Below are 23981 nucleotides of genomic sequence, written 5' to 3'. Positions count from 1 at the left end.
CTCACACCACTCTCGAATATACCATTTTATGATTATGACTTTTTCCGTTTTTTTTCATCCCGCTCCCTCTCCCGGCACTTAGGAGAATCCTAATCTTCTGGGTAGACCGGGAATGTTTCACAGCTTAATGCTTTTACAATCTCACTCTTAGGCATATTTTGTATATAATCAGCGACTATATCTTTTGCCTGATCTATCCCTGTGACAGTATCCAAATTTATTTTTATACGCATTTCAAACTTTTTTGCCGCATCCACATACGGAATCGGATTTATATAACTTGCATTTCTATCTACTTTTGAATTGGTTTTTATTGATTCTGTTACAATTAAAAGAACAATTCTCTTTGCATCTTCGGCATTCATTTTCGTATACCGCCTGTCTTCCAATACTGCCAGGGCTTCCGTCCAATCCAGACCGCCGCGCTCCGCAAGTCTTTTAATCGTCTGACCATGGTTTTCCATTGCCTGTTTTTCATGAGGAGCTATGACCTCCCACGGTATACTTTCCTTACTTGCTAAAATCGGAAAATTCATCTTTATACCTCCCATTTTTATTTCACTTCCTTTGCATCGTTCCAAATCATATAACCTGTGGTTTCAAAACAGTCACGCTCTATGTCTTCATCTTCCATTACTGCTGCCTTGTCATTCGCTTCTCGCCATGTTTCAGCTTCAACAATAACCTTATGGAAGGAAGCAAACTCAATTTCATATTTTGACATATATTCCTCCTGCTACCATCGGCATCTTATTTCTTTAATTCGGGTTTCTATTAGCTTTCTCATATCCCGGGTAAGCTCTGTTTCATGTCCATATAGATTTTTTATTTCTTCCGCTGCTTTTTCCAAAAGTTCTTCTGCTTTTTCTAACTCAACCATTAATTCTACTAAGCTAACAGGAGTCCCAAGTGATTTGTATGCTCTGTATTCAATTAACCATGATTTCAATAACTTCCACTCTGTCTCATGTGAACCCTCCCAGATCTTATCTCCGCAATGAGCTATTACAAGATCTAACGCTTTATCTATGGCAGAATCATTTTCACAACAACCATTATTCTCCATTAGTTCTCCTCCATCAAATTCGGGTCTAATTAACTACTATACAATTTAATACTTTCCAGTGTTCTTTTTATTTTTACCCCTCTATCCCGTTGACTTTCTGTCCAGTAACCATTATTTTTTATACAATCCCAACTTTGCAACATTCTTAATCTTTTAAGTCTTGTTTTAAGAAAAAGTAAGATTATTTTATTCATATATTGCACCGCCTTTTCGGGTTCATACTTCTATAACCCATACCGGGAAGGCTCCACGTTCTTCTTTTCCACAGTAAGTATAACAGCCTCTATGACTATCCCCATCATACCCGCACCATTCAGGCACTCTTACATAATATCTGCACCACCGTTCATATACTTCATCTGGTGCTGGAATCTCTTCCAGAGCCATTTCTTCGGCTGCCAATTCAATGGCCTGCTCCTTGGAGTATTTCTTTGCATGAACCACGAATTCATCAGATAAGCCGCCTGTGAACCGCATGTAATCAAACTTTCCCATTATTCTCCTTCCTTATGCCATGGCAACTAACAATCAACTCCCTGCAATTTTCTTAATTCTTCCATACCGTACTTATGTAAAACTGCACAGTAAAGTTTATTAAATTCTCTCTGTGATTCACGCTGATCGCTTTTAAGATGCCTTATTTCCGTATTCAGCCGATTTAATATGTCTTCGCTTTCCGTCCTGTACAGTTTGTCACTGTCTCTATGAAGAGATCGAATCATGCTGTCTTTCAGTACTGTTTCCGGTACACTTAATTGCTGTTTCTTGGCTCTTTTCACGCAACACCCACCAGTATAAACGCCGATATGAGGAGGAATTTCATCTTTTACTGCATCATACAGGCTTTGAGGCATAACATAAAAGTTGTAATGTCCTACGAAGCTTTTAGCCGCCTTGCTGTGGAAATCGGATTTTGAAACCTTAATTTCATAACATCGGAAAATGCCTTTCGTATCATAGGTCATATAGTCAACACGCTCCGTACCGCCGAACCCTATTGTTACCTCAAAACAACCAAATGTACCCATTTTATAAGTTGCAAGCCTTATTGATCGCTCTAATGCTGCCGTTTCCTCAGTTTTTATTTTACTCACTCCCTCCTGCTACCCTACCAGCCAAATATACAATAACCGTCTTCTAGCCCATACTCCTTGCAATCTTTGAGTACATAAGATATCCGGCCTACATACCATCTGCCCGTGTATGCTCCGTTTTCATGTTCTCTTAGCAAAAATATATCTCCGGCTTGGTAATTTCTGTCATTTAGCCTTAACTCAAAGCATTTCTTTTCCGCTTTGACATCTTCAAAATAAAGAGGAAGTATTTTTAAATCATGCTTTGCTTCTCTTGATAGTTGGATTCGCATTACCAGACCTATTTGTGAATTTCTCATGTTTCCCCTTCCTGCTGCCCTGGCAGCTTATAACGGGTTTTCATAAATATTCCCGATAACCTCTATTTCTGTTAATGGAAGTTTGTTTATGCCGTCACCATACATATACAATTCTACATCGCAAGTTTTACTCTCGTGTACAAACCAGCAACCGTCTTCCCAAAACACCTCTGATGTATATTCCATTATGCTAAGGTTTGATTTTAGTTCTTGGCACTTTACAATATCACCCTCATATATTTCCTTGCCGTTTTTATCCTTTAATCCGGTGTATTCACCTACCGTATCACAGTCAATCAGCTTTTCGATGCCATCTTCTGGCTCTATGTAGCAGCCGTTACCACATAAATAACCATATACCCACACACCATTCAGATGATCATTGTCAGAAATTACGTGTGTATGTTTTGCCCGAAACTTAATTTCTCTGTTCATATCTTCCCTTCCTGCTGCCCTGGCAGCCTATATTCGGGTTTTACATTCCACTAACTCCCCATACTGGTTCCTGAATCACTTCCATTTTCGATACATCTGATACGCCGTTCTCATCAATGCAAGGGAAAAGATCATATCCGTTCCAGCAGAATACTATTCCCGTTATGGCTACCTTTGAATATTCATCATCGAAATCTGGGTGGCATTTCACAGTTCTCTCCACCGTTTTTAAGCAAACATCAAACTCCCTTACTTCTCCGTCTTCTAAAACAAGCCGCGTTTTGTCCCCTGTATGTATTGATTTGCCATTCTTATCAAATAAGCCCGTTATCATGCTTAACCCCTTTCCTGCTGCCCTGACAGCTTACTTCATACGTCTTTTCTTGTAACCGCATTCCCGTAGCATTGATAGTTTTCTCCGCTTCCTCCAGTTATTGCAGCCGTATGTACAATACCAGTCTACGATATGGCAGAACGGTACTTCTATGCTTTTCTTAATCAGTTTTCTTGGGTCATGCCATGGAAGGATTAAATTCTCTTCCTTCAAAATAAACAATCCATCTGATTCATATTCTTCGTTATCCCAATCCTCATTGAACCTGTCACGATCATTAATATAAACCCCGGTCATGCTGTCCTGCTCCATCATATAAGCAAGTTCCTTATTCTTTTCTTCATTCCCTAAGAAAAGATATGTAAAAGTTCCGTCCTCCTTATAATGGTCAATAACGCATGCTTCCTCTCCGTTCATATACTCAGCTATTGATTTCCATAATTCATAATCCGTTTCATTTGGATCATGATTGTCAAACATTCCTGCTGTTTTGAGATATACTTTTATCAGCATTTTTTATTGCTCCTTTCTCCGGTAAACCTGCGTTTACTTCCTTTCAGTAATTCCCTTTACAATTTCCTTTACGGCTTCCTGAAGCTGCTCTTTTGACATTTTCGTGTATCCCTTTACCTTATTTCTCTTACAACATTTTTTAAGATCAGATAGACTCCATTCATCTATCCCTGGAATTCTTATAGAAACTTTATCACTACCCTTTATTTCATGAGTCTCAAACATTGTTAATCCTCCAAATATTTTTAATATCCGGTACTGGCTTCCAGCTTCGGCTTTCGCCCTAACAACGGCCCCGGCTTCCGTCCGCTTTTGGTAACGGCGCACCCGTTGACTTTCGGCTGTTATCTGCTCACCAATCTTTTTTATTGTCTATCAGGTTTTTGCTCCTGAGACTTTTTTACAAGGTTCCTTGTCAGCCTTGCCCCGTACTGCCGATAGGACAGCTATTTTTAATTAAATGGTAGCCCTTCATCTTCTACTCCAGCAGGAATATTCATAAATCCGTCCCCAATAATTGACGGCTCCTGCCTGTTGGTCTGCTGATATCCGTCCCCTTCCGCCGCTGCGCCTTTACTGTCTGCAAACTCTTGATCTTCAATCACAATATCTGTTGTATATACTTTTACTCCGTCCCGGTTTGTATAGCTTCCCGTCTGGATCTTTCCGGAAATCAGTACTCTCATACCCTGACGGAAATACTTCTCCGCAAACTCACCTGCTCTGTCAAATGCAACGCAGTTGATAAAATCAGCGGTCTGCTCATTGCCGTCCTGACTTCTGCGGCTTCTGCGATCAACAGCAAGGGTATACCTTGCAATGGCCATAGCTCGCTCGCCCTGGGAATATCTTACTTCTGGATCACGGGTCAATCTGCCCATAAGGATTACTCTGTTCATTCTGCCTTTCTCCCTCCTGCTGCTTTTTCCCTAATGCATTTATTGCCATTTCTAAGGCCATTTTTTCATTGAGTGCGCTTCCAGGTCTTGATAGGGATAGATCGAATCTCATTTTTGCAAGCGTCTGCTGTGCTAACCACTCTGTCATGCTTAATCTCCTTCCTGCTGCCGTCCGGCTGCTCCATTAATCTACTGCTTAAATAACTTTTGAAAATCTGTCTAATATATGATTTTTCCAGTTTATATCCTGATCCTGCAGCTGAGTAACTGTCTGCCCATTATATGTATTCAAAATATTATAGACATGCCTTCCCATCTGGCAATTCCTGCATATCTCCGATAGTTCTTCTTCATTTGAAGCTTTTGCAGGATATTGACAAATGCAATCACATACATAGCCCATCATATTTTCTATGACTATATCCATTTCATTTTGATCTGCCATCATTCCTCCGCTACCGCTTCAATCGGTTTTACTTCAATTCCGTTTACCTCGACATGGCCATCGGTCCCGATCACAATACAGGGGCGACCATCAATCATACGGGATTCCACCAGATAGGTCTTGTCTGCCTTTACTTTTATACTTACATCTGGAGTTTTGACTTCAAAATTCTTCTGATTGGTAATGTTTGAAAGAATAAACTCCTGCTGCTGTGCTTCAAATCCTTCATATCGCTTTTCAAATTCTTTGAGTTTTTCTTCCTCAGCTCCGTTATTCTCCAGGATCTTCTTAATCTGTTCAGGATTAATAGTAATCTGCTGTGTTTCATCTTTGGATTCTTCCAGCAATTCATGCAGATTCTCATGTATACTTTTCACAGCACCGAAGCTGCAGCTGTCCCCCATGAATTCCTCCACAATTCCCTGAAAAGTCTGAGCCTGATCCTGCGCCGACATTGGTACGGCACAGCCAAGTGTTTCATTGACAAACCGTTCCGGCATCTGATCCGGATTTTTGATGCAGAATAGCAAACTGTGAATATCTGTATTCCTGTCATTAAATGCCGGAAACAAGAAACCTGCCGCCGGCGCTTCAACCAACCAATCACGATTTCTGTTTTCTATGGCGTTTGCTTCTGTGTTGTAATATAACCCGGCCTTTGACAGCTTTACAGGGCATATTACGCACTGAATGAAGTCATAGACATAATCTGAGGCATCTTCCATCACGGTCCCGTCCTGTGCCTTTCCTGGAATGTCATAAATGCAGTGAATCAAGATTATGTAATAATTCTCCCCGTAGTCATAGCTTTCAATTACCTTATCATAGAATTGCTCCACCACGACCTCATTCTTTAATCCGCTGTCCCGCAGGTTAAGGAGGAATTCCTGCGCGCCTCCTCTTTCTTCCGCTGCCATGGGAAACTCCATATTAATCATGTTCTTTCCTACGGTCCCGGACAGGGTATCTTTAAAAATTGTAAAATATTTAAAGGTCTCTAATTCCGGCAGAGATAAAAACGCCTCTTTTATCTCTGTTCTTCGCTGCTTCTCCGCATCTACATAACAACCGCAAATACGTCTGATAGAACAATTTTCAGGTGTAAACAGCTTTCTTATCTCATTGATCTCCTTTTTATTCATCTTCCTGCTCCTCCTTCATGCTTATTAAATCTTCCATAATCGTTTTTAAATAGCTGACTCCTGAGTTTATTTTTCGGCATGTCTCCAGATCTGGCTCTTCCCGGCTCGTTATCTGCATATGCAGGTCTTTAATAAATGTCTGGATATCTTTCCACTTTTTATAGGTTTCTGTCTCCTGAACCTCGCTCCCATCGTGGCACTTTATATAACCTTCAGGAAGATACTCAGGATAATTTTCAATATCCATCTGTTTTACTTCCTCAGATCCAGTGTCTTCTTGATCTTCCTGCTGATTTTTCTCCGGCTCCTGCTGCTCCTGCTGCCATTGTCCACCTTCCTGATCCTCCGTGGTTTCATCTTCTGTATCCGGATCCGGAGGATTCACCGTCTCTTTGTTGTCCTGAATTTCTCCGGATTCCGGATCTAACTCTGGATCAATTTCATTCTCCAGTTGCGCCGGCGCTTTTTCGCTGATTTCCGTGTTTTTTTGTGGAAAACTCTCTGGTTTTTCCTCTTCTTTTATCACAGTCTCCTCTTTATCCACATTGGTTTCCACCTCTGGGTGTGACTGCTTCACTTCATGCCTGGGTTCCGGTGATCTTGTTTTTTCAGGCTCCGGATCAGGTACTTTTCCATATATATTTTCCCACGGATCCATACCTTCTTTCTGAATTTTACTGTTAAAAATCAGGTGTACAGTTTTTGCAAATGATAAATAGCTGACTTGCTGATTCTCACTTTGTCCAAACGTCTTGTATTTCATGCCATGGGCGGCATCATAAAGAAAGAGCATGTACCTGCCAGCGCGGAATGTTCCGTTTCCCTTTGGGTTCAATTTCTCCTGGACAAGTTCTTCCTGTGTCAAGATCGGATCCTGAAGCTTTCCTTCCACGATCTCCATTAATTCCAGTAACAGCTCATGTAATGGCTCCGCAGGTCGTCCTGCTGCCGGCCGGAAAAATTCCATGATAATATTCTGCAGATCGCTTCCTTCTGTTTCCGGAACAGTCTCCGGAGGCTGATTATTAAAGCGTTTCAGTTCTCTTATATCTTCCCTGGTAGTTTCCGTGGTAATCAGGCTCATATCTTCATCTGGCAAGTTAAGCATTTCAGAAAGCTTGGTTTGTGCCATACCTTTGAATGATTCCGCCAGCTCCGTGGAGTTTCCCCCAATGGAATACTTGTCATTTATCCGAATAAACCGGTATGTATCATCTTTTTGCAAACCATATTCTTTCTGTGCAAACTCCAGAATATCCGAATACCCGTCCTGCTCATATTCCCGGCTTTCCCTTACCTGTTTTAATTGGTATCCGATATAAACAAAGTTTTCCGCTGTTTCACGGAGTTTTTTCCGGATTTCTTCTTTCCTGTTCTGATAACTCATTACTTCGTTCATTACATGCCTCCCTTATGCCGGTATTCTTATGGCTACTTCCTTGCGCTTCTCTATCTCTTTCCTGAATTTTTCAAGGAATTTCTTTACTTCCGGAGTCTGACTCTCGTTGTATTTTCCCCTACACTGTACGATCGTTACATCTTTGATTTCCATGGTATAAAATGGCTGATCAGGCGTTTCCTCCTGCCTTACAAAAAGTATACAGGTACTTCCTGCTGCCACACGATCTACATAGGAGGCTACACAATGGTGCTGTTCATTGCCTTCCCTTACGATATCTTCCAGTGATTCCGGTACTGCAATGAATAACCCCTTGTAGGAGAAAGAATATTGTTCCTTATACTGAGGAACTATTTCTCGATATTTCTCATTCTTTTCTACATTCTTCATGGTTTCAATAGCTTTCAGCATTTTGTCATGTTCATCCTTTAGGCATCTTGGGAACATATTTGCGGTAGTAAGTTCCAACCCATCAGCCTGCAGCATACGGATATAGTCCTTCCAGTCATTGACAAAATACCCGCTCTCTTTTTTTCTTCCAATCTGATTTTTTAAATATCTGAGAAACTTTGTCATACCGGTATATTGTTCGATCTCAATAAGATTATTTATATTCACCTTGTACCGATCTATTATGGCCGCTTCCTCTGCAGTAAATGACCTTTTCATGGTACTTTCCACTCTCAACCGGTGCAGTGCTGATATGCCTCCATTAATACGAACCAATTCATTTATTTTATCCTTTGGCAGTTTAAGCAACTTATCCGGGCGCTTTTGCTCATAATCAAGATCAGTTTCATATGGCCGTTCCAGATATTCATTTGTCAGTCTATACAAGCGCATTTTAATCATGTATTCAATAAACGGATGGTATTCAAAACGTTCCAGCAGTTTGGTGTGATGAATTGGTCCATCTGTGTTCTCCTGAAGTTCCGCCATAGCGCAATACTTAAATGGTGTCCCGTCCAGTACTTCGTTAAGATTTTTAGTATATACGTACCCAGTACCTTTCACCGTCTGATAACTATTTGCATCTGTCCAACGCTGCCCCGAACCATATGAATATGAAAAATAATCTTTCTTACTTTTTCCGTTATACATAGTCCTCGCCTCTTCACACATTTTTATTGATTCTCCTGTCGGATTTGCTGTATAATCAAGTTCAAAATACCGGCTTACAAATCCCTCTTCCGTTTTTTGCATTACTATGGCTTTTTTCTTCATCTGTACATGATTCTGTTTTCCTTTTGCCTTATAAATTGCCGGCTTATTGCAGATCGGACACCGGCACGGTTCGTTATGCCTAGGCTTCTCCTGATCTCTGTTATAATCAATTTCTGCAGAACAAGAAGAGCATACTCCTGCTGCCTTCTTTTCAGTCAGAGTCTCATAAAAAATAAAGTGGTCTTTTCTGAAAAGGTTTGTCATCCACCTTCTAGTCCCTTTTGGAAGTTCTTTAACGAGCTGCATCTGTCTGTCTATACTATTTTGATGATATTGCCTTTTCTTTGCTGAAATTTTATTTTTTATATTCTGTTCATTCTCATACAAACGCTCTTTTATACTATCGCTCCACCTGGGCTTAGGTAAAACCTCATATATTTCAGCTTCCTCTCCTTTTGGAAAGTGCATAGACGGTACATGGTACCAGTCAGTTTCAAGCCCTGATTTACCCCATGGATTTAGATTATTTGGGGTATATGTCTCGAATTCCTTAGTATTAGTTACATAGCGCTTTTTGGGCATTATTTTCTGGATCTTGGTAATATGTGAAGTGTCATACAAATCAAGAATCAGGATCTTCTCCCCTTTAACTTCAAGAACCTGTGAAAATGCCGTGTACTCCTCTTTCGTTGGTTTAAGCTTCCGTTCTAAGATCGGGACCGCTTCAATGGCTTTCCGTTTCATTTCCCCTTGCCTCCTTCGTAATATTCCCGTATCATCTTAAATCCCTCTGATGGAGGAATACAGGCACACTGACAGCCGCTTTGTGTCTTTACCTGCTTCCTTGCTTTATCTTCCATATTTTTTATACAGGCAATAAGTGATCTTCCTTTTTTACGGACCATGGAAGCAAACGTATCACGATCACAGAGGCTTTTCACATATTCGCCCACGCACTCCGCTGTGCCTCCATAAGCTTTTACTGCTTCCGTAAGTTCCATATCAATCTTTCCCATGGCTGCCATGGATACATCGGCCAGTTCCGGAATATCTCCCGCTATGTACATACTGGCAAAATCCTCCGGTATTCCGTTCTCCTTTGCCAATACGATGATATTATCCATATCGTTTTCATTAAACAGTCCTTCAGCAGCCCTGTTCAGTTCTTCTACAGAGTCAAATTCTCCAAATACATCAAACATATTTACCTTCCTTTTCCTTTGGCTGCATTTCAATCCGCAGCTTATATTTTATAGAATCGTACTGAATGTCTGGCCAGAAGAGCATAAAGAGTTTTCCACTGGTCCACATTCCTGACACTTTTACCCTTCGCTGTTTTCCAGTCATTCTTCTGCCAGGATGCAAGCCAGCCATTCCTGACAGATCCAATCAGGTAATCATTATCTGTATGGATATCCAGAAGGCAGATGCCGTTTATAACCCCTAAAGCATCAATAGCAGCCTGCAGAGCATTACTGTTTACTGTAGCCTTCTGTCCTCCCTGTATGTTCCTTTCGTGAAGATTGCCTGACTTGTCTATAAATTCCATTTTCCCCCAGTAATTACTGGACGTTGCATGGATTTCAATAGTGACTGTATACATTATTTTAGGATCACTCCATTCTCAAATTTCATTTCTTGACCGGGAAGAAGTTGCATATACATTTCAATGACCTTTACAGCGGGATCATACCCATAGCAAACACATGCGTAATGCCCTGCTGCCACCATTCCTGCAATCCACTCCTCCTGTGTCTTCTGGATCCTGCCTTTATCGTATTTCATTTCTATGTAAAGACCTATGTACTTCCCTTTTGCAATTGGTAAATGCAGGTCCGGTACTACGATAAAAACACCAGGAAATCACATCCTCTTGTTCCGTTGCCTCGCTTCTTAACCGATTACTCATAACTACTCCTTCCCATCTGTGCCGCTATCCCACTTCATTCCATGTTTCTGAAATAAGATCTGCGTATATGTCATAGTCTCCAAAGGCATTCTAGTTACACGAGAATGCCTAACAGTTACTAAATAAGGATATTTTTTAACAACAATTACTTCCCCATAATTTGGCATTACAATTTTTTTACCAACTTTCAGAGTACGCCTTAATTCAACCAAATCTTTTATAGTTATTCTTGGTTTATATGTTAATTTCTGTCTTTCCACCTCTTGTCATCCCTCCTCTTTTTAAGCAACAGTTCCATTTCACGGTCATAATCTGTTTGATACAAGTAGTCAGGACCTTTCTTGTAGAAATAATATGTCCTGCTGCCTGTGTCTACTGATCCTAAGTACTCCCCGGCCGGCAGATCACAGGAGGAGTAAGCTTGTTCCCAGGCGATCTGCAGCTCTGGTGCAATTCCATCTGGTACCGACATATAACACCCCCTTTAATCTCCTGTATCCGGAAATCCTGCGCAGGGTTCCCAGTCTGCTTCCGTTGGGTTCAGTTTGATCATTACATAACGCTGATACGGACGGCCCAGCCGATCAGTCCCGTTATACAAACTTTCAGGATCTATGTAATATCCGGGCCGCGGTTTTGGTTCCAGCTTCCACCCTGATTTTGTTTCTCTGGTCCTGCATTGAGGTTTAGGATTTATCAGGTTACGGGAGCATGAGTATCTTTGTTTGAATGGGCTGTTTGAGTCTCGGAAGGTCTTTTCTGTTTCCTTGATGAAATAATCTGCTAATTTCCTGTATTCGCCATCCTCATAGAGTGAGGTGAAATGTTTGCTTCCCTTTCCGTCACCCTTCCACAATTCCCTGATGTATTCTGTTGTTGTCTTTTTTCCATCGTTTACATTATTGATAATCAAGTGATGATGGATAGCTTTTTTGTAATATTCTGTGACATGAATATATTTCAGGACAAATCCATTCTTTTTATACCGATCCCTCAGCCCGTCCAATAATTTCTTAATATTTTTCTGAGCCTGCTCCGGATCCGGTCTGCTGTCAGACTTATACATCAATACCACATGCCAGTCACCGGGTTTAAAGTTGGCATTTATCTTTCTGGCCAGTTTCCTGGCAGCTTGTCTCATATTGGCCTCTGCTATTTCCTCCGGTGTGGTTTTTCTATCTCCTCTCCCCTTTTTCCCTGGCATACACTTTATTACCTCAACAGTAATACCTGCTTTATACTCAATCTGTTTAAACTTAATTCTGTGCATATACCTCTCCTGGTTTTTACATGGTAAAATCTTCTAAGTTTAATCCTTTTATCTTTTTAGAAAAACGGGTCCAAACCCTTGATTTTATTGACTTTATGGCATGCACAGTTTATAATAAAAATGTGAGTTTTTTTATAACTGTACTTAAAGTTTTGCACCTGTCATTACTGGAATAATGGCAGGTGCTTTTCTTTGTCATAAAATTCATTTTTTATTTACCTCGGTTTACATAATAGTGCTTGTCCATCTTATCCGGCTACAAGTTTACAATGTTCCACCGCATATAAAACTGCATCATTAATAAAACTATGTAGGCAAGTATCGCAGATCCAGCTGTTGCAAATATTCCATTAAGCAACCGCTCTATCCAATCGACCTCTGGCATATTATCACCTGCTTTAAAACCAATCAAATTTTCAAAGTGCTTCTGCATTGTATCCCCCTTTTTTACCCCTTATCTGAATCTGCGAGCTTCATCAGGTACTGCTCCCATCTTTCAGCATCCACTTGCCACTCCCGGCCTACTCTAAAAGCCGGGGACCCTTTCCTTTTGAAAAGGGCCGCTATCACGTCATAACTCTTTCCGTGCCTAGACATACAATCTTTAATAGTTAAAATCTGTTTTTTCTCCACAATTGCACCTCTTTATTTAAAGTAACTCGGCCACATTATGCCAGTCTCCGCTCTTTTGTATCCTGCTGCCGTTCAAGCTCCATCTTAAGAGCTAACAACGTACTGGCATTCATTGATAATATCTGAATACCAGTAAGATCAAGTTGTTTCAGTACAGATACCATGGTATTAATTTCCTGTACTTTTTTCTCTTCCAGATCTATCATTGTACCAATCTCCTGCTTTATCTCTGCGTTTGATCCCCTCATGATTTGCACCTCCTTTTTTATTTGTTATGTGATAAAATATTTATAGACCGCATGATATCCCTATTCTTCCCCTATAGAGAGGGGGTGATTGTCTTCTTCTTCTTTTTCTTTTACTTCTTCCCGTCTTTTTCCATACGTTTAGAGGACGCAATGAAAAAGCGCAACATGGGAACTTATGATTTAGCAAAACTTACGAATGTCTCACACATAACTGTAAAGCGCTGGCTCAACGGCACTTTCGAACCGAGACATAGAAACTTGATAATTCTTTCTGATACACTTAATGTTTCTGCTGACTTCCTCTGTGGCAAAGATGTTACTGTGTAAATAGCGTAGGACTGAATACGGATATCATGCGGTTCTACTGCCACCGTTTTTATTCTCACCTCTCTTTGCGTGTTAATTGCATTTTAGCAGTATTTATTGCGCTTGTCAAGCATGTAATATATTTTTATGCGCTTGACACGCATTTTTTTAAATGCTATACTTATTCACGAATATCACAAAAAAAGGGGTGAAAATTTGGAAGTATATGAACGCATAAAGATTCTTAGAAAAGAAGTTTTACATATGAGGCAAGAAGAATTTGCTGCAAAGTTAAAAATCAGTAGGGGAAATATAAGTAATATTGAAATTGACCGTGTAAAAGTTACTGATAGAGTTATTTCAGACATCTGCTCAGAATTTAATGTAAATAGAAATTGGCTTCTGTATGGTGAAGGTGAAATATTCGAAGAATTGACAGAACAACAAAAAATTATGAAATATACCGCTATGCTCCTCAAAGATACGGATTCCGTTATCGCAGAAGCCATAAAAAATTTCATTGTTACTTACGAACAGTTAGATGATTCTAGCAAAAAGGTGCTTGAAAGTGTGGCACAAAAATATTTAGATAATATAAATAAAAGTCAATCAAATAAACCTAACTAAAATATAAAATAAAAGGGGTTAACTATGAAAAAGAACAGCTTAGCATTAGTACTGGCAATGACCACCGTGCTTCTAACTGCTTGTCAGTCCAGTGTATCTAAAGAAGCATATGAAAGTCTTGAAGCAAGAGCAAACCAAGCAGAGAGCGAAGTGAATAATTTGAAAGAATCATTCGAAAATTTAAACGCTTCTCTGGAGGAATCCAAGGCAAACGCAGAACAGAAAACAAAATATGCCGATTTTAGCAAGCACGAAACAGTAAGCACAAGTGAGTTACCTGAATTTCTTCAAAATGATCAAGAAGCTCTTAAGAAAATGCTTTCAGCTGCAGGTGTAGCTTTTATAGATGCAGGTATCGGCACCAAAGACTTAGATTTTTTAGGGTTTGAAAATTACGAAAAAACTGAAGGTGATAAAGGGAAAGAAAATTCCGGCTTTCGTATTGATTTAATATTTAAAACCAGTTTACGAAAAGTCTCATGCAGCCTCTATTACTTTAACAATACCGGGGAGTGGACGTTCGTTGGAATCAAAGATTACGATAATCTACACTGGTATTATTTAAATAGTGGTATGAATATAGATGTTCCATTATATGATTATGAAACAGATACACTAAAAGAATAGTAATAGGCCAGTGTGAACTGGCCTACCAATTAAGTAAGGTAACTTATTATAAATGCTTCCAGGTTTTCTAACTGGTTTAGGGTGGCAGACTGCAACAATTTTAATATTTTTGCAATGTGCTGCTCCTTTTTTTCGACTACGCTTATTTTTTTGTATTCCTTACTATTTTGCATATGTATCCCCCTTGCAAGTCCATTTTTCTGTTAATTCTTGTTTTTTTTAATTATAGTAAGATTATAGTAAAATATGGAAATTTTTACCATGGATATATCTTCCATTTTATTTTTAATCAAGCTATAAATGTACTGTTTTTGTTTATTATATCAGTGTCTATTTACGTTCGCTGAAACATTTAATACGTTCGCTGAACCTTTGATCTAAAATTTCAGCATTTTGACAAAAGGTTAAAGGGAAAGTGAAATTACGCTTTTGCCTGCCACTTTATTATAATACTACTTTTATGAAATCGCAACCAAAATACAAACATATGTTCTTTTTAAGGAGGAAATTGCTATGCCCAAGAAAAGAAAAGACGGGAGATATTCGAAGCAAGTAACAATAGGCATAAAAGATGGAAAACCCGTCAAAAAAACACTATATGGCAAAACAATAAAGGAACTGGATAAGAATTACAGAGAATTTATGAGTCTTAAGGATAAGGGGATTATCCTGCAAGAGGAAAATATGACGTTTAAAGAGTTGAGTGATTTATGGATTGTCAATGAAAAAACCGGCAGTGTCAAGGATCAGACGATAACAAATCTAAAATGCCAGCTGAAAAATATCAACTCATACATTGGCCATATTAAAGTGAAAGATTTGAAGCAGAGCCACATTGAAGAGATAAGGAAAGCTCAGATAGAGTCGGGGAAAATTGATCAATATAACAAAGGGCTTACAACTATCAGATCGATTGTAAAATATGCAGTTCATAAAAATATTATAGCGAATGATATCACAGATGGAATGCCTCGGATCAAATACAGCGGATTAAAAGAAAAGAGATCTCTCACTCCTGAGGAGCGTCAATCAATTGCAAAAGCGGACTTAAATGAATTTGAATATTGTTTTATTAATTTGCTCTTGTACACAGGGCTACGAAAAAGTGAAGCTCTTGCTCTAAATGTATCTGATATAGATATCGATAAAAAAAATATTAATGTTTGTAAAACTCTTGTTTCCAGTAAAGGTGTTGATGATTGTCTCCAGAATTATCCGAAAACAAAAGCTGGTATGCGTAAAATACCAATACTTGCCCCACTCTTTCCAATTCTTAAAAATTATGTGAATGGAAAAAGCGGTATCTTATTTCCGTCTGAAAGCGGTGGCTACGTTGGATCAAGTGCTTTCTTTAAAAGATGGAAACAAATCATTAAAAAACTTCAGACCGTATACGATGGTGTTCTGCCCGATGATATCACTGCACACACTTTCAGACACACCTACGCGAGTGATCTATATAAGGCCGGTGTTGATATTAAGCAGGCACAATATCTTCTAGGACATGATGATATAAAAACAACCTTAGACACTTATACGCATTTTGGGTACGTGGATGTTAAAATTGACAAGCTTGAATCATATTATGAGACAGTCAACAAACAGTCAGGCAAAAAAATAATCCCTTTGAAACACGCATAAATGCGTTGTTTCAAAGGGATATGGCTCTCTTTAATTACTTTAAAGTAACTTTTGCGCCTTCTGCTTCTAAAGCAGCTTTGATCTGATCTGCTTCTTCTTTGGAAGCGCCAGCCTTTAATACCTTAGGAGCTCCGTCAACTACGTCTTTAGCTTCTTTTAAGCCTAAGCCAGTAGCTTCACGAACAACTTTGATAACTTTAACCTTGTTAGGACCAACTTCTGTTAATTCTACGTCGAATTCAGTCTTCTCTTCAGCTTCTGCTGCTGGGCCTGCTGCTGCAACTACTACGCCTGCTGCTGCAGATACACCAAATTCTTCCTCACATGCCTTTACTAATTCGTTTAATTCTAATACAGATAATTCTTTGATCGCTTCGATAAATTCAGCTGTTGTTAACTTTGCCATGATAATATACCTCCGTAATTAATATGTTTGATTTTTTTAATGGAAGTTCAGCTCGCCTTTGGCTCACTGAACAGCTAATTTTCTAAATTCAAGCTGCGTTTGGCTTGCTTTCATTAAGAAAATTATGCTTCTGCGCCCTGTCCGTCTGCAATCTGCTTGAGAACACGTGCAAAGTTTGTAATAGGAGACTGGATGCTTCCCAGTAACTTTCCAAGAAGAATTTCTCTGGAAGGAATATTGGAGATCTTCTCCATAGCTTTTGCATCATAGAATACGCCTTCTACAACGCCGCCCTTGATTTCAAGAGCTGGAGCTTTCTTTGCGAATTCAGCCAGAATTCTAGCTGGAGCTGTCGCATCTGTCTTGGATACAGCGATTGCTGTAGGTCCTTCCAGAACTGGACCCAGTGCTTCAAAATCTGTTCCCTTAGCAGCGAAACGGATCATGGTATTTTTATATACCTTGTAAGAAATTCCAGCCTCTCTTAATTTCTTACGAAGTTCTGTATCCTGAGCAACTGTGATACCACGGTAGTCTACAACTACTGCAGTCTCAGCGCCTTCCAGTAATTCCTTAATCTCGCTTACTACTGGCTGTTTTAATTCAACTTTTGCCATTATGGTTTACCTCCTGTTTAGTCTAAGCCTTGCAGCTGCCTGCAAAAGCCTGTTCGTATAAACTGCAAAGGAAGTCCGATTAGCCCAGAGGGCTAACTGAACGGTTATTTTTCCAAACCCAGTCAACGCTTGCGCATGACCTCACTTAGAAAAATATACCAAAGAAAAACCTCTCCGCCAAATGGACAGAGAGGTTTACAATTCATTTACAAAAAATGATTCTTGTACATTCCTCGGCAGGCGTTATCACCTTATGCCTTGCGGCACCTGCTGTCTTCGGCAGTTAATACTAAAATAGTATAACATTATATATAATACATGTCAACCACAAAGCAAAATTAGTTCATTAACTTTGCTACATTCAGCTTTACGCCAGGTCCCATTGTGGAAGCAAGGGTAACGCTCTTTAAATAAGCACCTTTAACTGTACTTGGTTTTGCTTTAACGATTGCATCAACAAGCGTCTGGAAGTTGTCCGCTAACTGCTCTTCTGTAAAAGAAGCTTTTCCAACTGGCACGTGGATAATATTTGTTTTATCAAGTCTGTACTCAACCTTACCAGCTTTGATATCATTGATTGCTTTTGTTACATCCATGGTAACTGTACCAGCTTTTGGGTTTGGCATTAAGCCCTTAGGTCCAAGGACACGTCCTAAACGACCAACTACACCCATCATGTCTGGAGTTGCAACAACTACATCAAAATCCAACCAGCCTTCGTTCTGGATCTTCGGAATTAATTCCTCTGCTCCAACGTAGTCTGCTCCTGCAGCCTGTGCTTCATCAGCCTTAGGACCCTTAGCGAAAACTAAGATGCGAACAGTCTTACCTGTACCGTGAGGAAGTACTACGGCACCACGGATCTGCTGGTCTGCGTGACGTCCGTCACAACCGGTTCTGATATGAGCTTCAATGGTTTCATCAAATTTAGCACTTGCATTCGTCTTAACTAAAGAGATTGCTACTGGTGCATCGTAGAGAACAGCACGATCTACTGTCTTAGCTGCCTCTGCGTATCTTTTTCCTCTTTTCATTCTAAATAACCTCCTAGTGGTATTGTCGGGGATTTTCCCTCCCACGTTACAAAACATCGCCATCCAAGATAAAGGAAGTCCGATTTGCTTCGCGGCTCACCGAACGGCATGAGTTACGAAACTCTGCCGGCGCTATACTTGGCTTTGATAAGAAGCTTAAGCCTCTACTGTGATACCCATACTTCTTGCGGTACCAGCGATCATGCTCATAGCTGCTTCAACAGATGCAGCATTTAAATCTGGCATCTTAAGTTCAGCAATCTTCTGTAACTCAGCCTTGGAAATGGTAGCTACTTTTGTCTTGTTTGGAACTGCAGATCCTGATTTAAGCTTGCAAGCTTTCTTCAGTAATACAGCAGCTGGCGGAGTTTTGGTAATGAAGCTGAAGCTTCTGTCCGCATAAACAGTAATAACAACCGGAATGATTAAATCTCCCTGGTCAGCTGTTCTTGCATTGAACTCTTTTGTAAACTGTACGATGTTTACACCATGCTGTCCAAGTGCCGGACCTACAGGAGGAGCTGGTGTAGCTTTTCCTGCTGGAATCTGCAATTTGATATATCCCGTTACTTTCTTTGCCATAATTAGGCACCTCCTAAATAAATGTGGTATTGTCGGGGATTTCCCTCCCACGAGCCTATACAACGGTATAAGCCGCTTTTACTTGTTACATCTTCTTTATCTCGCTGAAGTTCAGTTCCACCGGAGTCTCCCGGCCAAACATCTCAACGTTAATGGTGATGGTTTTCTTACTTTCGTTGATGGACTTGATAGCACCAACAGTATCCTTCCATGCACCGGAAGTTACCACAACGGTATCTCCCACTTCAAAGCCAACAATGACTTCTTCATTCTTGAATCCAAGCTTTTGCATCTCATCTTCTGTCAGAGGAACCGGTTTTGATCCAGGACCTACAAAGCCTGTCACACCACGGGTATTACGTACAACATACCATGTATCATCATTCATGAACATGTGTATCAGCACATAACCGGGGAACATCTTTTTATCGGCCTTTTTCTCCACGCCATTCTTCAGTTCGATGACGGATTCAAGAGGAACCGATACTTCCAGAATCTGATCCTGCAAGTTTCTGTTTTCGATTGTTTTTTCAATGTCAACTTTTACTTTGTTTTCATAACCTGAATAGGTATGGACTACATACCAATTTGCTTCTGACATAAACTCACCTTAACCCTTACGAATTATAAGATAAAACTGAGACCAAACTTGATGATCAGATCAAGAATCGCAATAATCAGTCCTAGAGCAACCGCAGATGACGTTACAGCGATTGTTTGTTTCGTTACGGTATCTTTGTCAGGCCAAACGATTTTGGAGAATTCAGACTTTACGCCTGCAAAAAAGCTTTTCTTCTGAACTCCCTCGTTGTTCACTGTATCTCCCATAAACTGCCTCCTAAACTAATTACTTCGTTTCTTTGTGCATTGTATGGCTCTTACAGAATCGGCAATACTTCTTGGTTTCCATTCTGTCCGGATGAGTCTTCTTATCCTTGGTCATGTTGTAGTTACGCTGTTTACATTCAGTACATGCCAGTGTGATTTTTGTGCGCACGACTTCCACCTCCACTTAAATTATCGTTGTTGTGTTTTCAGTCCCTTTTTTTCTGCTTCAAGAAATTTTGAGCATAAAAAAAAGACCTAAGCTCTTCCATTCGCCCAATTACTATAACATATGGGACTGGATTCGTCAATCTTTTTTTGTAAAACCTGCTAAATTGTAGGATTCAGACATTATAACACGGGAAACTTAAAAAAGCAAGCCTAAAGTTTCCCGTGTCTGTTTTTAATACTCGATCTCTGTCAGATACCGCCTTAACGCATCCTGCCAGGAAGGAAGAGGCTGAAAACCGTTTTCCATCAGCTTATCCTTGCTGATACGGCTGTTCATGGGTCGTTTTGCCTTGACCGGGAACTGATCCGAGGTAACGGGTTCAACTGTAACATTCATTCCTGCCTGCTTAAAAATCTCACAGGCGAATTCATACCAGCTGCAAAGTCCTTCATTGGTCGCATGGTAACGGCCGTATTTTTCTGTTTCAATCATATCCACCAGAAGGCGGGCAAGGTCAAAGGTATAAGTAGGAGATCCAATCTGGTCTGCTACCACACTCAGCTTATCCCTTGTTTTTCCCAGATTCAGCATGGTCTTTATAAAGTTTTTGCCATTTACGCCAAATACCCAGGCAATTCGTACGATGAAATACTTCTTAAGGTTCTCTTCTACTTCCAGCTCTCCCTCGTACTTGGTCTGTCCGTAGATATTCAACGGTTCTCTTTGATCGTCAGGCTCCCAGGGGCGGGTTCCCTGACCGTTAAATACGTAATCAGTACTGATATACATCATTCGGATGTCCAGTGCTTTACACACCCTGGCAATATTTCCGGTTCCCCTGGCATTCACAGCTCTGCATAAATCCACGTTGTCCTCTGCTGCATCTACAGCTGTATATGCGGCACAATGAATGACTGCATCAGGAGCAGCTTCCCGGATCACACGGTTTACGCTTTCCTCATCCGTGATATCCATCTCTTCAATGTCCACGCCCACTGCCTCATGGCCTCGTTTTTTCAGCTCATTTACTACGTCATATCCAAGCTGGCCTTTTACGCCAGTAACTAATACTTTCATCGCTGCCTCACTTTACCATTGGAATTTATAAACGTTTTCCGTACATATTGTCAAAATAATTCTGGTATTCTCCGTTTACAATATGTTTCCACCAGTCTTCATGATCCAGGTACCACTGAATGGTCTGGCGGATTCCGGTGTCAAAATTGTATTTCGGCTTCCAGCCAAGCTCTGTTTCCAGCTTCTTCGGGTCAATGGCGTAACGTCTGTCATGTCCCGGACGGTCTGTTACATATTTGATTAAGCTTTCCGGTTTATCCAGTTCTCTTAAAATAGTTTTTACTACTTCTAAATTGGTACGCTCGTTGTGTCCGCCTACATTATAGACTTCTCCTACTCTGCCTTCGTGAATGATTAAATCAATCGCCTCGCAGTGATCCGATACATGAAGCCAGTCTCTTACATTCTCTCCTGTTCCATATACCGGAAGATCCTCATCTGCCAGCGCACGGCTGATAATAAGCGGAATCAGTTTTTCAGGGAAATGATAGGGGCCGTAGTTATTGGAGCATCTGGAGATAGTAACAGGAAGTCCGAACGTTCTCTGATATGCCAGAACAAATAAATCAGCACTGGCTTTTGAGGAAGAATAAGGACTTGATGTATGGAGCGGAGTTTCTTCTGTAAAGAATAAATCCGGGCGGTCAAGGGGTAAATCACCATAAACTTCATCGGTGGAAACCTGATGGTAACGCTTAATGCCATAGGTGCGGCATGCGTCAAGTAATGTGGTTGTACCCATTACATTGGTTCTTACAAAGCTTTCAGGATCTGTGATAGAACGGTCTACGTGACTTTCTGCTGCAAAGTTAACCACCATATCTGGTTTTTCTTTTTCAAACAGTTCAAAAATAAAGGTTCTGTCTGCAATATCACCTTTGATAAAGCGATAATTCGGTTTATCTTCTACCGGTTTTAAAGTCTCTAAATTACCTGCATAGGTTAAGAGGTCCAGATTGATAATCTCATAGTCCGGGTATTTATTTACCATATGATGTACGAAGTTTCCGCCGATGAATCCAGCTCCTCCGGTTACAATTATTTTCATTGATTTGCTCCTTTACTTATCGATATATTTTCCTGCAAGTACATCCATCAGATACTGTCCATACTGATTCTTCTTTAAAGGTTCTATGCTCTTTTCCAGCTGATCCTGTGTGATCCAGTGGTTTAAATAAGCAATCTCCTCCAGACAGGCAATTTTTCTGTGCTGATGGGTTTCCATGGTACGAACAAAATTAGTGGCATCTACCAAAGACTCATGAGTCCCTGTGTCAAGCCAGGTAAAGCCCTGACCCAAAAGTTCCACATCAAGCATTCCCTCTTCTAAGTAAATGCGGTTTAAATCTGTAATCTCCAGTTCACCGCGGGCGGAAGGCTTTAAGTTCTTCGCATATTCCACAACTTTATTATCGTAGAAATAAAGTCCTGTCACGCAGTAATTGCTCTTAGGAGCAGATGGCTTTTCTTCAATGGAAATTGCTTTTCCTTCAGAGTCAAATTCCACAATACCAAAACGCTCCGGATCATCCACGTAATAACCGAAAACGGTTGCTCCATCTTTTTTATTTGCTGCATGAAGAAGTCGTTTGGTAAGTCCGTGGCCTGCAAAGATGTTATCTCCAAGAATCATGGCAACGCTGTCGTCTCCGATAAATTCTTCTCCGATAACAAACGCCTGGGCAAGACCATCGGGAGAAGGCTGCACTGCGTAAGTTAACTGAATTCCAAATTGTGAGCCATTTCCTAACAGCGCCTCAAACCGTGGTGTATCATCAGGAGTGGATATAATCAGAATATCCCGGATTCCTGCATTCATTAAAACGGAAAGTGGATAGTAAATCATGGGTTTATCATAGATCGGCAGTAACTGTTTCGACGTTACCATGGTAAGTGGATACAGCCTGGTACCGGACCCCCCGGCAAGTATTATTCCCTTCATTATTTGTTTCCTCCATATTCATTCATACAGCTATCATAAAGGGTGACGTAACGTCACGGTCAAGTCTTTTTCTATTACTTTTTTCTTATTTTCTGCAAATAAATACCCCTGCCTGCTTTGTAATAGGAATATATCCCTTTTTTCCCATCTTCTTTTCCAGATAGTCCCGGAATTCTTCATATCTGTCGCTAAGAAACTCCTGCTGATTGCCGTGGCAGGATAATATATATTCCATTAATGCACCTGCATCCGTCACTTCCAGATGGTCATCATATATTTCTTTTCTCACAGATTTAAAATGTTTTCCTAAAATTTCTTCTCCATTTTCAAGTCCAAACACATCATAAAGATTTACCTCAGAAAGAGCAATTCTGGAATCGAATTCCATCACCAGCTGTCTGATCTCCTTCATATGATCTCTGCCATAGGTGCTGCAATAAAAGATTCCGTCTTTTTTTAAGACGTCGGTAACCTGTGTCAATGCAGCATCCAGATTGGTTAAATAAAACAGCACATGATTGGCAGAGACAGTATCGAAGCTCTCCTTCGGTTTTTTAATCTGTCTGCAGTCCAGAACTTCAAATGTTATCTGCCCCTTTACCTGTTTTAGGTTTTCCTGGGCATCACGTACCATTCCCTTGGATACATCCGTAAGACATAGCACTGCATCGGCGGGAATCCGTTCCTTATTTACCCGCCATAATTCTCCATTTCCACAGCCAAGTTCCAGGATATGCCTGCCATTTAAAGGCTCCATCTGTTTATAAAGCCACTGGAACCAGCCCTCGGGATTGGTGGCATATTTTTTATGGAGACCAATTCGTATGCTCACATTGGCTGCATCCTTATATTGTTCCACCAGAGTCTTTTCCATATTTGTAATATGGATTAAGTGAAGGATTTTATTCCAGTCTGCAGCCTGGTGGTCTTCCACCAGTTTTGAGGTTTCTGTTAACGTCTGCTCTACCAGTTTTAAATGTTCAATTCTCTTACGAATCAGACTCAGCTGAAGCTTGATTGATTCTCCCACGTAATCATGATCCTTATCATTAATGGTAATGGAGCGGATTTCATCCAGTGAAAATCCAAGATATTTGAGAGACAGTATCTTTTGCAGTTTAGCAAAATCCGAATCAGTATAAAGCCGGTATCCGCCTGCACTCATGCTAGCCGGCTTTAACAGTCCCTGTTTGTCATAATAACGGATTGTCCTTATGGAGACACTGGCCTTCTTTGCAAACTCCCCGGAAGTATAATACCCTTCCATATGACTCA

At 40.4% G+C, this 23981-nt stretch carries 41 protein-coding genes and 1 other annotated feature; of the genes, 4 read left to right on the top strand and 37 right to left on the bottom strand.

Annotation, left to right across the window (positions count from 1 at the left end; genetic code table 11):
- Positions 1–89: 89 nt before the first annotated feature.
- The 25 genes from ACOAOT_RS23810 to ACOAOT_RS23690 form a co-directional block, all read right to left on the bottom strand.
- Positions 90–536 carry a hypothetical protein gene (locus ACOAOT_RS23810; RefSeq protein WP_420219205.1) on the bottom strand — a complete coding sequence of 149 codons (447 nt, stop codon included), beginning with the start codon at positions 534–536 and terminating at the stop codon, positions 90–92.
- A gap of 17 nt (positions 537–553) precedes the next feature.
- On the bottom strand, positions 554–724 hold the full coding sequence (locus tag ACOAOT_RS23805; RefSeq protein WP_420219204.1) for a hypothetical protein: 171 nt from the start codon (positions 722–724) through the stop codon (positions 554–556).
- A gap of 12 nt (positions 725–736) precedes the next feature.
- Complete coding sequence (locus ACOAOT_RS23800) at positions 737–1066, bottom strand: hypothetical protein (protein WP_420219203.1); 330 nt, start codon at positions 1064–1066, stop codon at positions 737–739.
- Between the two features lie 216 nt (positions 1067–1282).
- A complete protein-coding gene (locus tag ACOAOT_RS23795; protein ID WP_420219202.1) occupies positions 1283–1561 on the bottom strand; it encodes a hypothetical protein in 279 nt (92 codons plus the stop codon).
- A 26-nt stretch (positions 1562–1587) separates the two neighbouring features.
- Positions 1588–2160 (bottom strand): hypothetical protein, encoded by a 573-nt coding sequence (locus ACOAOT_RS23790; protein ID WP_420219201.1) that lies wholly within the window; start codon positions 2158–2160, stop codon positions 1588–1590.
- A 14-nt stretch (positions 2161–2174) separates the two neighbouring features.
- Entirely contained in the window at positions 2175–2459 is a 285-nt protein-coding gene (locus ACOAOT_RS23785; protein WP_420219200.1) for a DUF3850 domain-containing protein, read from the bottom strand.
- A gap of 27 nt (positions 2460–2486) precedes the next feature.
- Positions 2487–2894 carry a YopX family protein gene (locus ACOAOT_RS23780; protein ID WP_420219199.1) on the bottom strand — a complete coding sequence of 136 codons (408 nt, stop codon included), beginning with the start codon at positions 2892–2894 and terminating at the stop codon, positions 2487–2489.
- A 40-nt stretch (positions 2895–2934) separates the two neighbouring features.
- Positions 2935–3228 (bottom strand): hypothetical protein, encoded by a 294-nt coding sequence (locus tag ACOAOT_RS23775; protein WP_420219198.1) that lies wholly within the window; start codon positions 3226–3228, stop codon positions 2935–2937.
- A gap of 30 nt (positions 3229–3258) precedes the next feature.
- Positions 3259–3741: a hypothetical protein gene (locus ACOAOT_RS23770; protein WP_420219197.1), complete on the bottom strand. Its 483-nt coding sequence runs from the start codon at positions 3739–3741 to the stop codon at positions 3259–3261.
- 33 nt (positions 3742–3774) lie between these two features.
- Positions 3775–3966, bottom strand: coding sequence for a hypothetical protein (locus tag ACOAOT_RS23765; protein ID WP_420219196.1), 192 nt, complete (start codon positions 3964–3966; stop codon positions 3775–3777).
- Between the two features lie 227 nt (positions 3967–4193).
- A complete protein-coding gene (locus ACOAOT_RS23760) occupies positions 4194–4640 on the bottom strand; it encodes a single-stranded DNA-binding protein (RefSeq protein WP_420219195.1) in 447 nt (148 codons plus the stop codon).
- A complete protein-coding gene (locus ACOAOT_RS23755) occupies positions 4603–4788 on the bottom strand; it encodes a hypothetical protein (RefSeq protein WP_420219194.1) in 186 nt (61 codons plus the stop codon). The genes ACOAOT_RS23760 and ACOAOT_RS23755 overlap by 38 nt, the downstream gene beginning before the upstream one ends.
- Before the next feature lie 48 nt (positions 4789–4836).
- Positions 4837–5085: a hypothetical protein gene (locus ACOAOT_RS23750; protein ID WP_420219193.1), complete on the bottom strand. Its 249-nt coding sequence runs from the start codon at positions 5083–5085 to the stop codon at positions 4837–4839.
- Positions 5085–6227, bottom strand: coding sequence for a DUF4317 domain-containing protein (locus ACOAOT_RS23745; RefSeq protein ID WP_420219192.1), 1143 nt, complete (start codon positions 6225–6227; stop codon positions 5085–5087). The genes ACOAOT_RS23750 and ACOAOT_RS23745 overlap by 1 nt, the downstream gene beginning before the upstream one ends.
- On the bottom strand, positions 6220–7626 hold the full coding sequence (locus tag ACOAOT_RS23740) for a hypothetical protein (protein WP_420219191.1): 1407 nt from the start codon (positions 7624–7626) through the stop codon (positions 6220–6222). Before ACOAOT_RS23740 ends, ACOAOT_RS23745 begins: the two co-directional genes overlap by 8 nt.
- A 12-nt stretch (positions 7627–7638) precedes the next feature.
- Positions 7639–9534 (bottom strand): PcfJ domain-containing protein, encoded by a 1896-nt coding sequence (locus tag ACOAOT_RS23735; RefSeq protein WP_420219190.1) that lies wholly within the window; start codon positions 9532–9534, stop codon positions 7639–7641.
- Positions 9531–9992 (bottom strand): hypothetical protein, encoded by a 462-nt coding sequence (locus ACOAOT_RS23730; RefSeq protein ID WP_420219189.1) that lies wholly within the window; start codon positions 9990–9992, stop codon positions 9531–9533. The genes ACOAOT_RS23735 and ACOAOT_RS23730 overlap by 4 nt, the downstream gene beginning before the upstream one ends.
- 41 nt (positions 9993–10033) lie before the next feature.
- A complete protein-coding gene (locus ACOAOT_RS23725; protein ID WP_420219188.1) occupies positions 10034–10393 on the bottom strand; it encodes an RNase H family protein in 360 nt (119 codons plus the stop codon).
- On the bottom strand, positions 10393–10581 hold the full coding sequence (locus ACOAOT_RS23720; protein ID WP_491711672.1) for a hypothetical protein: 189 nt from the start codon (positions 10579–10581) through the stop codon (positions 10393–10395). The genes ACOAOT_RS23725 and ACOAOT_RS23720 overlap by 1 nt, the downstream gene beginning before the upstream one ends.
- Before the next feature lie 120 nt (positions 10582–10701).
- The gene (locus ACOAOT_RS23715) at positions 10702–10959 is read right to left on the bottom strand and encodes a hypothetical protein (protein WP_420219186.1); all 258 of its coding nucleotides are present in this window, start codon (positions 10957–10959) and stop codon (positions 10702–10704) included.
- The gene (locus ACOAOT_RS23710) at positions 10941–11171 is read right to left on the bottom strand and encodes a hypothetical protein (RefSeq protein WP_420219185.1); all 231 of its coding nucleotides are present in this window, start codon (positions 11169–11171) and stop codon (positions 10941–10943) included. Before ACOAOT_RS23710 ends, ACOAOT_RS23715 begins: the two co-directional genes overlap by 19 nt.
- A gap of 12 nt (positions 11172–11183) precedes the next feature.
- Complete coding sequence (locus ACOAOT_RS23705; RefSeq protein ID WP_420219184.1) at positions 11184–11969, bottom strand: rolling circle replication-associated protein; 786 nt, start codon at positions 11967–11969, stop codon at positions 11184–11186.
- A gap of 256 nt (positions 11970–12225) precedes the next feature.
- On the bottom strand, positions 12226–12402 hold the full coding sequence (locus ACOAOT_RS23700) for a hypothetical protein (protein WP_420219183.1): 177 nt from the start codon (positions 12400–12402) through the stop codon (positions 12226–12228).
- A gap of 14 nt (positions 12403–12416) precedes the next feature.
- A complete protein-coding gene (locus ACOAOT_RS23695) occupies positions 12417–12602 on the bottom strand; it encodes a hypothetical protein (protein ID WP_420219182.1) in 186 nt (61 codons plus the stop codon).
- A 35-nt stretch (positions 12603–12637) separates the two neighbouring features.
- Positions 12638–12850: a hypothetical protein gene (locus ACOAOT_RS23690; protein ID WP_420219181.1), complete on the bottom strand. Its 213-nt coding sequence runs from the start codon at positions 12848–12850 to the stop codon at positions 12638–12640.
- Positions 12851–12901: 51 nt separating this feature from the next.
- Here ACOAOT_RS23690 and ACOAOT_RS23685 point away from each other — a divergent pair, with 51 nt between their 5' ends.
- From ACOAOT_RS23685 to ACOAOT_RS23675, 3 genes are all read left to right on the top strand, one after another.
- On the top strand, positions 12902–13177 hold the full coding sequence (locus tag ACOAOT_RS23685; protein WP_420219180.1) for a helix-turn-helix domain-containing protein: 276 nt from the start codon (positions 12902–12904) through the stop codon (positions 13175–13177).
- A gap of 195 nt (positions 13178–13372) precedes the next feature.
- Positions 13373–13783, top strand: coding sequence for a helix-turn-helix domain-containing protein (locus tag ACOAOT_RS23680; protein ID WP_420219179.1), 411 nt, complete (start codon positions 13373–13375; stop codon positions 13781–13783).
- Between the two features lie 24 nt (positions 13784–13807).
- On the top strand, positions 13808–14410 hold the full coding sequence (locus tag ACOAOT_RS23675; protein WP_420219178.1) for a hypothetical protein: 603 nt from the start codon (positions 13808–13810) through the stop codon (positions 14408–14410).
- A gap of 29 nt (positions 14411–14439) precedes the next feature.
- Here ACOAOT_RS23675 and ACOAOT_RS23670 read toward each other — a convergent pair whose 3' ends face one another.
- On the bottom strand, positions 14440–14583 hold the full coding sequence (locus ACOAOT_RS23670) for a hypothetical protein (protein ID WP_420219177.1): 144 nt from the start codon (positions 14581–14583) through the stop codon (positions 14440–14442).
- Positions 14584–14923: 340 nt separating this feature from the next.
- On the opposite strand from ACOAOT_RS23670, the gene ACOAOT_RS23665 reads away from it, so the two are divergent.
- Positions 14924–16051 (top strand): tyrosine-type recombinase/integrase, encoded by a 1128-nt coding sequence (locus ACOAOT_RS23665; protein ID WP_420219176.1) that lies wholly within the window; start codon positions 14924–14926, stop codon positions 16049–16051.
- Between the two features lie 34 nt (positions 16052–16085).
- Here ACOAOT_RS23665 and rplL read toward each other — a convergent pair whose 3' ends face one another.
- The 11 genes from rplL to ACOAOT_RS23610 all read right to left on the bottom strand — a co-directional run bounded on the left by rplL (position 16086) and on the right by ACOAOT_RS23610 (position 23973).
- Positions 16086–16457: a 50S ribosomal protein L7/L12 gene (gene rplL / locus ACOAOT_RS23660; protein ID WP_104439192.1), complete on the bottom strand. Its 372-nt coding sequence runs from the start codon at positions 16455–16457 to the stop codon at positions 16086–16088.
- Positions 16458–16579: 122 nt separating this feature from the next.
- Entirely contained in the window at positions 16580–17074 is a 495-nt protein-coding gene (gene rplJ, locus ACOAOT_RS23655) for a 50S ribosomal protein L10 (RefSeq protein ID WP_277405759.1), read from the bottom strand.
- 154 nt (positions 17075–17228) lie between these two features.
- Positions 17229–17372, bottom strand: a sequence feature (ribosomal protein L10 leader region).
- A 40-nt stretch (positions 17373–17412) separates the two neighbouring features.
- Positions 17413–18108, bottom strand: a complete 696-nt coding sequence (gene rplA / locus ACOAOT_RS23650) for a 50S ribosomal protein L1 (RefSeq protein ID WP_104439194.1) — start codon at positions 18106–18108, stop codon at positions 17413–17415.
- A 156-nt stretch (positions 18109–18264) separates the two neighbouring features.
- Complete coding sequence (gene rplK, locus ACOAOT_RS23645; protein ID WP_097002672.1) at positions 18265–18690, bottom strand: 50S ribosomal protein L11; 426 nt, start codon at positions 18688–18690, stop codon at positions 18265–18267.
- An 85-nt stretch (positions 18691–18775) separates the two neighbouring features.
- A complete protein-coding gene (gene nusG / locus ACOAOT_RS23640; RefSeq protein WP_104439195.1) occupies positions 18776–19291 on the bottom strand; it encodes a transcription termination/antitermination protein NusG in 516 nt (171 codons plus the stop codon).
- A 23-nt stretch (positions 19292–19314) separates the two neighbouring features.
- Positions 19315–19518: a preprotein translocase subunit SecE gene (secE, locus tag ACOAOT_RS23635; RefSeq protein WP_420219175.1), complete on the bottom strand. Its 204-nt coding sequence runs from the start codon at positions 19516–19518 to the stop codon at positions 19315–19317.
- 19 nt (positions 19519–19537) lie between these two features.
- Entirely contained in the window at positions 19538–19687 is a 150-nt protein-coding gene (rpmG, locus tag ACOAOT_RS23630; protein ID WP_013271142.1) for a 50S ribosomal protein L33, read from the bottom strand.
- A 231-nt stretch (positions 19688–19918) separates the two neighbouring features.
- The gene (gene rfbD, locus ACOAOT_RS23625; RefSeq protein WP_420219174.1) at positions 19919–20764 is read right to left on the bottom strand and encodes a dTDP-4-dehydrorhamnose reductase; all 846 of its coding nucleotides are present in this window, start codon (positions 20762–20764) and stop codon (positions 19919–19921) included.
- Positions 20765–20789: 25 nt separating this feature from the next.
- Positions 20790–21812, bottom strand: coding sequence for a dTDP-glucose 4,6-dehydratase (rfbB, locus tag ACOAOT_RS23620; protein ID WP_420219173.1), 1023 nt, complete (start codon positions 21810–21812; stop codon positions 20790–20792).
- 12 nt (positions 21813–21824) lie between these two features.
- Positions 21825–22706, bottom strand: a complete 882-nt coding sequence (gene rfbA / locus ACOAOT_RS23615) for a glucose-1-phosphate thymidylyltransferase RfbA (protein ID WP_349667485.1) — start codon at positions 22704–22706, stop codon at positions 21825–21827.
- Positions 22707–22791: 85 nt separating this feature from the next.
- Entirely contained in the window at positions 22792–23973 is a 1182-nt protein-coding gene (locus tag ACOAOT_RS23610) for a MerR family transcriptional regulator (protein WP_420219473.1), read from the bottom strand.
- Positions 23974–23981: the final 8 nt, after the last annotated feature.

This window comes from Lacrimispora struthionigena (assembly GCF_048627165.1).
Classification (GTDB): Bacteria; Bacillota; Clostridia; order Lachnospirales; family Lachnospiraceae; genus Lacrimispora.
Note: the sequence above shows the minus strand (reverse complement) of the source record. Positions and strands in the feature narration are given on the sequence as shown.

Excerpts from the sequence above, each read along its gene's own strand:
- ACOAOT_RS23800 (WP_420219203.1), bottom strand. The coding sequence starts at position 1,066 with ATGGAGAATAATGGTTGTTGTGAAAATGATTCTGCCATAGATAAAGCG.
- ACOAOT_RS23740 (WP_420219191.1), bottom strand. The coding sequence starts at position 7,626 with ATGAACGAAGTAATGAGTTATCAGAACAGGAAAGAAGAAATCCGGAAA.
- rplK (WP_097002672.1), bottom strand. The coding sequence starts at position 18,690 with ATGGCAAAGAAAGTAACGGGATATATCAAATTGCAGATTCCAGCAGGA.
- rplJ (WP_277405759.1), bottom strand. The coding sequence starts at position 17,074 with ATGGCAAAAGTTGAATTAAAACAGCCAGTAGTAAGCGAGATTAAGGAA.
- ACOAOT_RS23755 (WP_420219194.1), bottom strand. The coding sequence starts at position 4,788 with ATGACAGAGTGGTTAGCACAGCAGACGCTTGCAAAAATGAGATTCGAT.
- ACOAOT_RS23810 (WP_420219205.1), bottom strand. The coding sequence starts at position 536 with ATGAATTTTCCGATTTTAGCAAGTAAGGAAAGTATACCGTGGGAGGTC.
- ACOAOT_RS23745 (WP_420219192.1), bottom strand. The coding sequence starts at position 6,227 with ATGAATAAAAAGGAGATCAATGAGATAAGAAAGCTGTTTACACCTGAA.
- ACOAOT_RS23805 (WP_420219204.1), bottom strand. The coding sequence starts at position 724 with ATGTCAAAATATGAAATTGAGTTTGCTTCCTTCCATAAGGTTATTGTT.
- secE (WP_420219175.1), bottom strand. The coding sequence starts at position 19,518 with ATGGGAGATACAGTGAACAACGAGGGAGTTCAGAAGAAAAGCTTTTTT.
- ACOAOT_RS23780 (WP_420219199.1), bottom strand. The coding sequence starts at position 2,894 with ATGAACAGAGAAATTAAGTTTCGGGCAAAACATACACACGTAATTTCT.
- ACOAOT_RS23705 (WP_420219184.1), bottom strand. The coding sequence starts at position 11,969 with ATGCACAGAATTAAGTTTAAACAGATTGAGTATAAAGCAGGTATTACT.
- rfbB (WP_420219173.1), bottom strand. The coding sequence starts at position 21,812 with ATGAAAATAATTGTAACCGGAGGAGCTGGATTCATCGGCGGAAACTTC.
- ACOAOT_RS23760 (WP_420219195.1), bottom strand. The coding sequence starts at position 4,640 with ATGAACAGAGTAATCCTTATGGGCAGATTGACCCGTGATCCAGAAGTA.
- ACOAOT_RS23685 (WP_420219180.1), top strand. The coding sequence starts at position 12,902 with ATGATATCCCTATTCTTCCCCTATAGAGAGGGGGTGATTGTCTTCTTC.
- ACOAOT_RS23795 (WP_420219202.1), bottom strand. The coding sequence starts at position 1,561 with ATGGGAAAGTTTGATTACATGCGGTTCACAGGCGGCTTATCTGATGAA.
- ACOAOT_RS23770 (WP_420219197.1), bottom strand. The coding sequence starts at position 3,741 with ATGCTGATAAAAGTATATCTCAAAACAGCAGGAATGTTTGACAATCAT.
- rplL (WP_104439192.1), bottom strand. The coding sequence starts at position 16,457 with ATGGCAAAGTTAACAACAGCTGAATTTATCGAAGCGATCAAAGAATTA.
- ACOAOT_RS23735 (WP_420219190.1), bottom strand. The coding sequence starts at position 9,534 with ATGAAACGGAAAGCCATTGAAGCGGTCCCGATCTTAGAACGGAAGCTT.
- ACOAOT_RS23610 (WP_420219473.1), bottom strand. The coding sequence starts at position 23,973 with ATGGAAGGGTATTATACTTCCGGGGAGTTTGCAAAGAAGGCCAGTGTC.
- ACOAOT_RS23730 (WP_420219189.1), bottom strand. The coding sequence starts at position 9,992 with ATGTTTGATGTATTTGGAGAATTTGACTCTGTAGAAGAACTGAACAGG.
- ACOAOT_RS23765 (WP_420219196.1), bottom strand. The coding sequence starts at position 3,966 with ATGTTTGAGACTCATGAAATAAAGGGTAGTGATAAAGTTTCTATAAGA.
- ACOAOT_RS23750 (WP_420219193.1), bottom strand. The coding sequence starts at position 5,085 with ATGGCAGATCAAAATGAAATGGATATAGTCATAGAAAATATGATGGGC.
- ACOAOT_RS23675 (WP_420219178.1), top strand. The coding sequence starts at position 13,808 with ATGAAAAAGAACAGCTTAGCATTAGTACTGGCAATGACCACCGTGCTT.
- ACOAOT_RS23665 (WP_420219176.1), top strand. The coding sequence starts at position 14,924 with ATGCCCAAGAAAAGAAAAGACGGGAGATATTCGAAGCAAGTAACAATA.
- rfbA (WP_349667485.1), bottom strand. The coding sequence starts at position 22,706 with ATGAAGGGAATAATACTTGCCGGGGGGTCCGGTACCAGGCTGTATCCA.
- ACOAOT_RS23725 (WP_420219188.1), bottom strand. The coding sequence starts at position 10,393 with ATGTATACAGTCACTATTGAAATCCATGCAACGTCCAGTAATTACTGG.
- rplA (WP_104439194.1), bottom strand. The coding sequence starts at position 18,108 with ATGAAAAGAGGAAAAAGATACGCAGAGGCAGCTAAGACAGTAGATCGT.
- ACOAOT_RS23785 (WP_420219200.1), bottom strand. The coding sequence starts at position 2,459 with ATGAGAAATTCACAAATAGGTCTGGTAATGCGAATCCAACTATCAAGA.
- ACOAOT_RS23710 (WP_420219185.1), bottom strand. The coding sequence starts at position 11,171 with ATGTCGGTACCAGATGGAATTGCACCAGAGCTGCAGATCGCCTGGGAA.
- nusG (WP_104439195.1), bottom strand. The coding sequence starts at position 19,291 with ATGTCAGAAGCAAATTGGTATGTAGTCCATACCTATTCAGGTTATGAA.
- rfbD (WP_420219174.1), bottom strand. The coding sequence starts at position 20,764 with ATGAAAGTATTAGTTACTGGCGTAAAAGGCCAGCTTGGATATGACGTA.
- ACOAOT_RS23700 (WP_420219183.1), bottom strand. The coding sequence starts at position 12,402 with ATGCAGAAGCACTTTGAAAATTTGATTGGTTTTAAAGCAGGTGATAAT.
- ACOAOT_RS23775 (WP_420219198.1), bottom strand. The coding sequence starts at position 3,228 with ATGATAACGGGCTTATTTGATAAGAATGGCAAATCAATACATACAGGG.
- ACOAOT_RS23690 (WP_420219181.1), bottom strand. The coding sequence starts at position 12,850 with ATGAGGGGATCAAACGCAGAGATAAAGCAGGAGATTGGTACAATGATA.
- ACOAOT_RS23670 (WP_420219177.1), bottom strand. The coding sequence starts at position 14,583 with ATGCAAAATAGTAAGGAATACAAAAAAATAAGCGTAGTCGAAAAAAAG.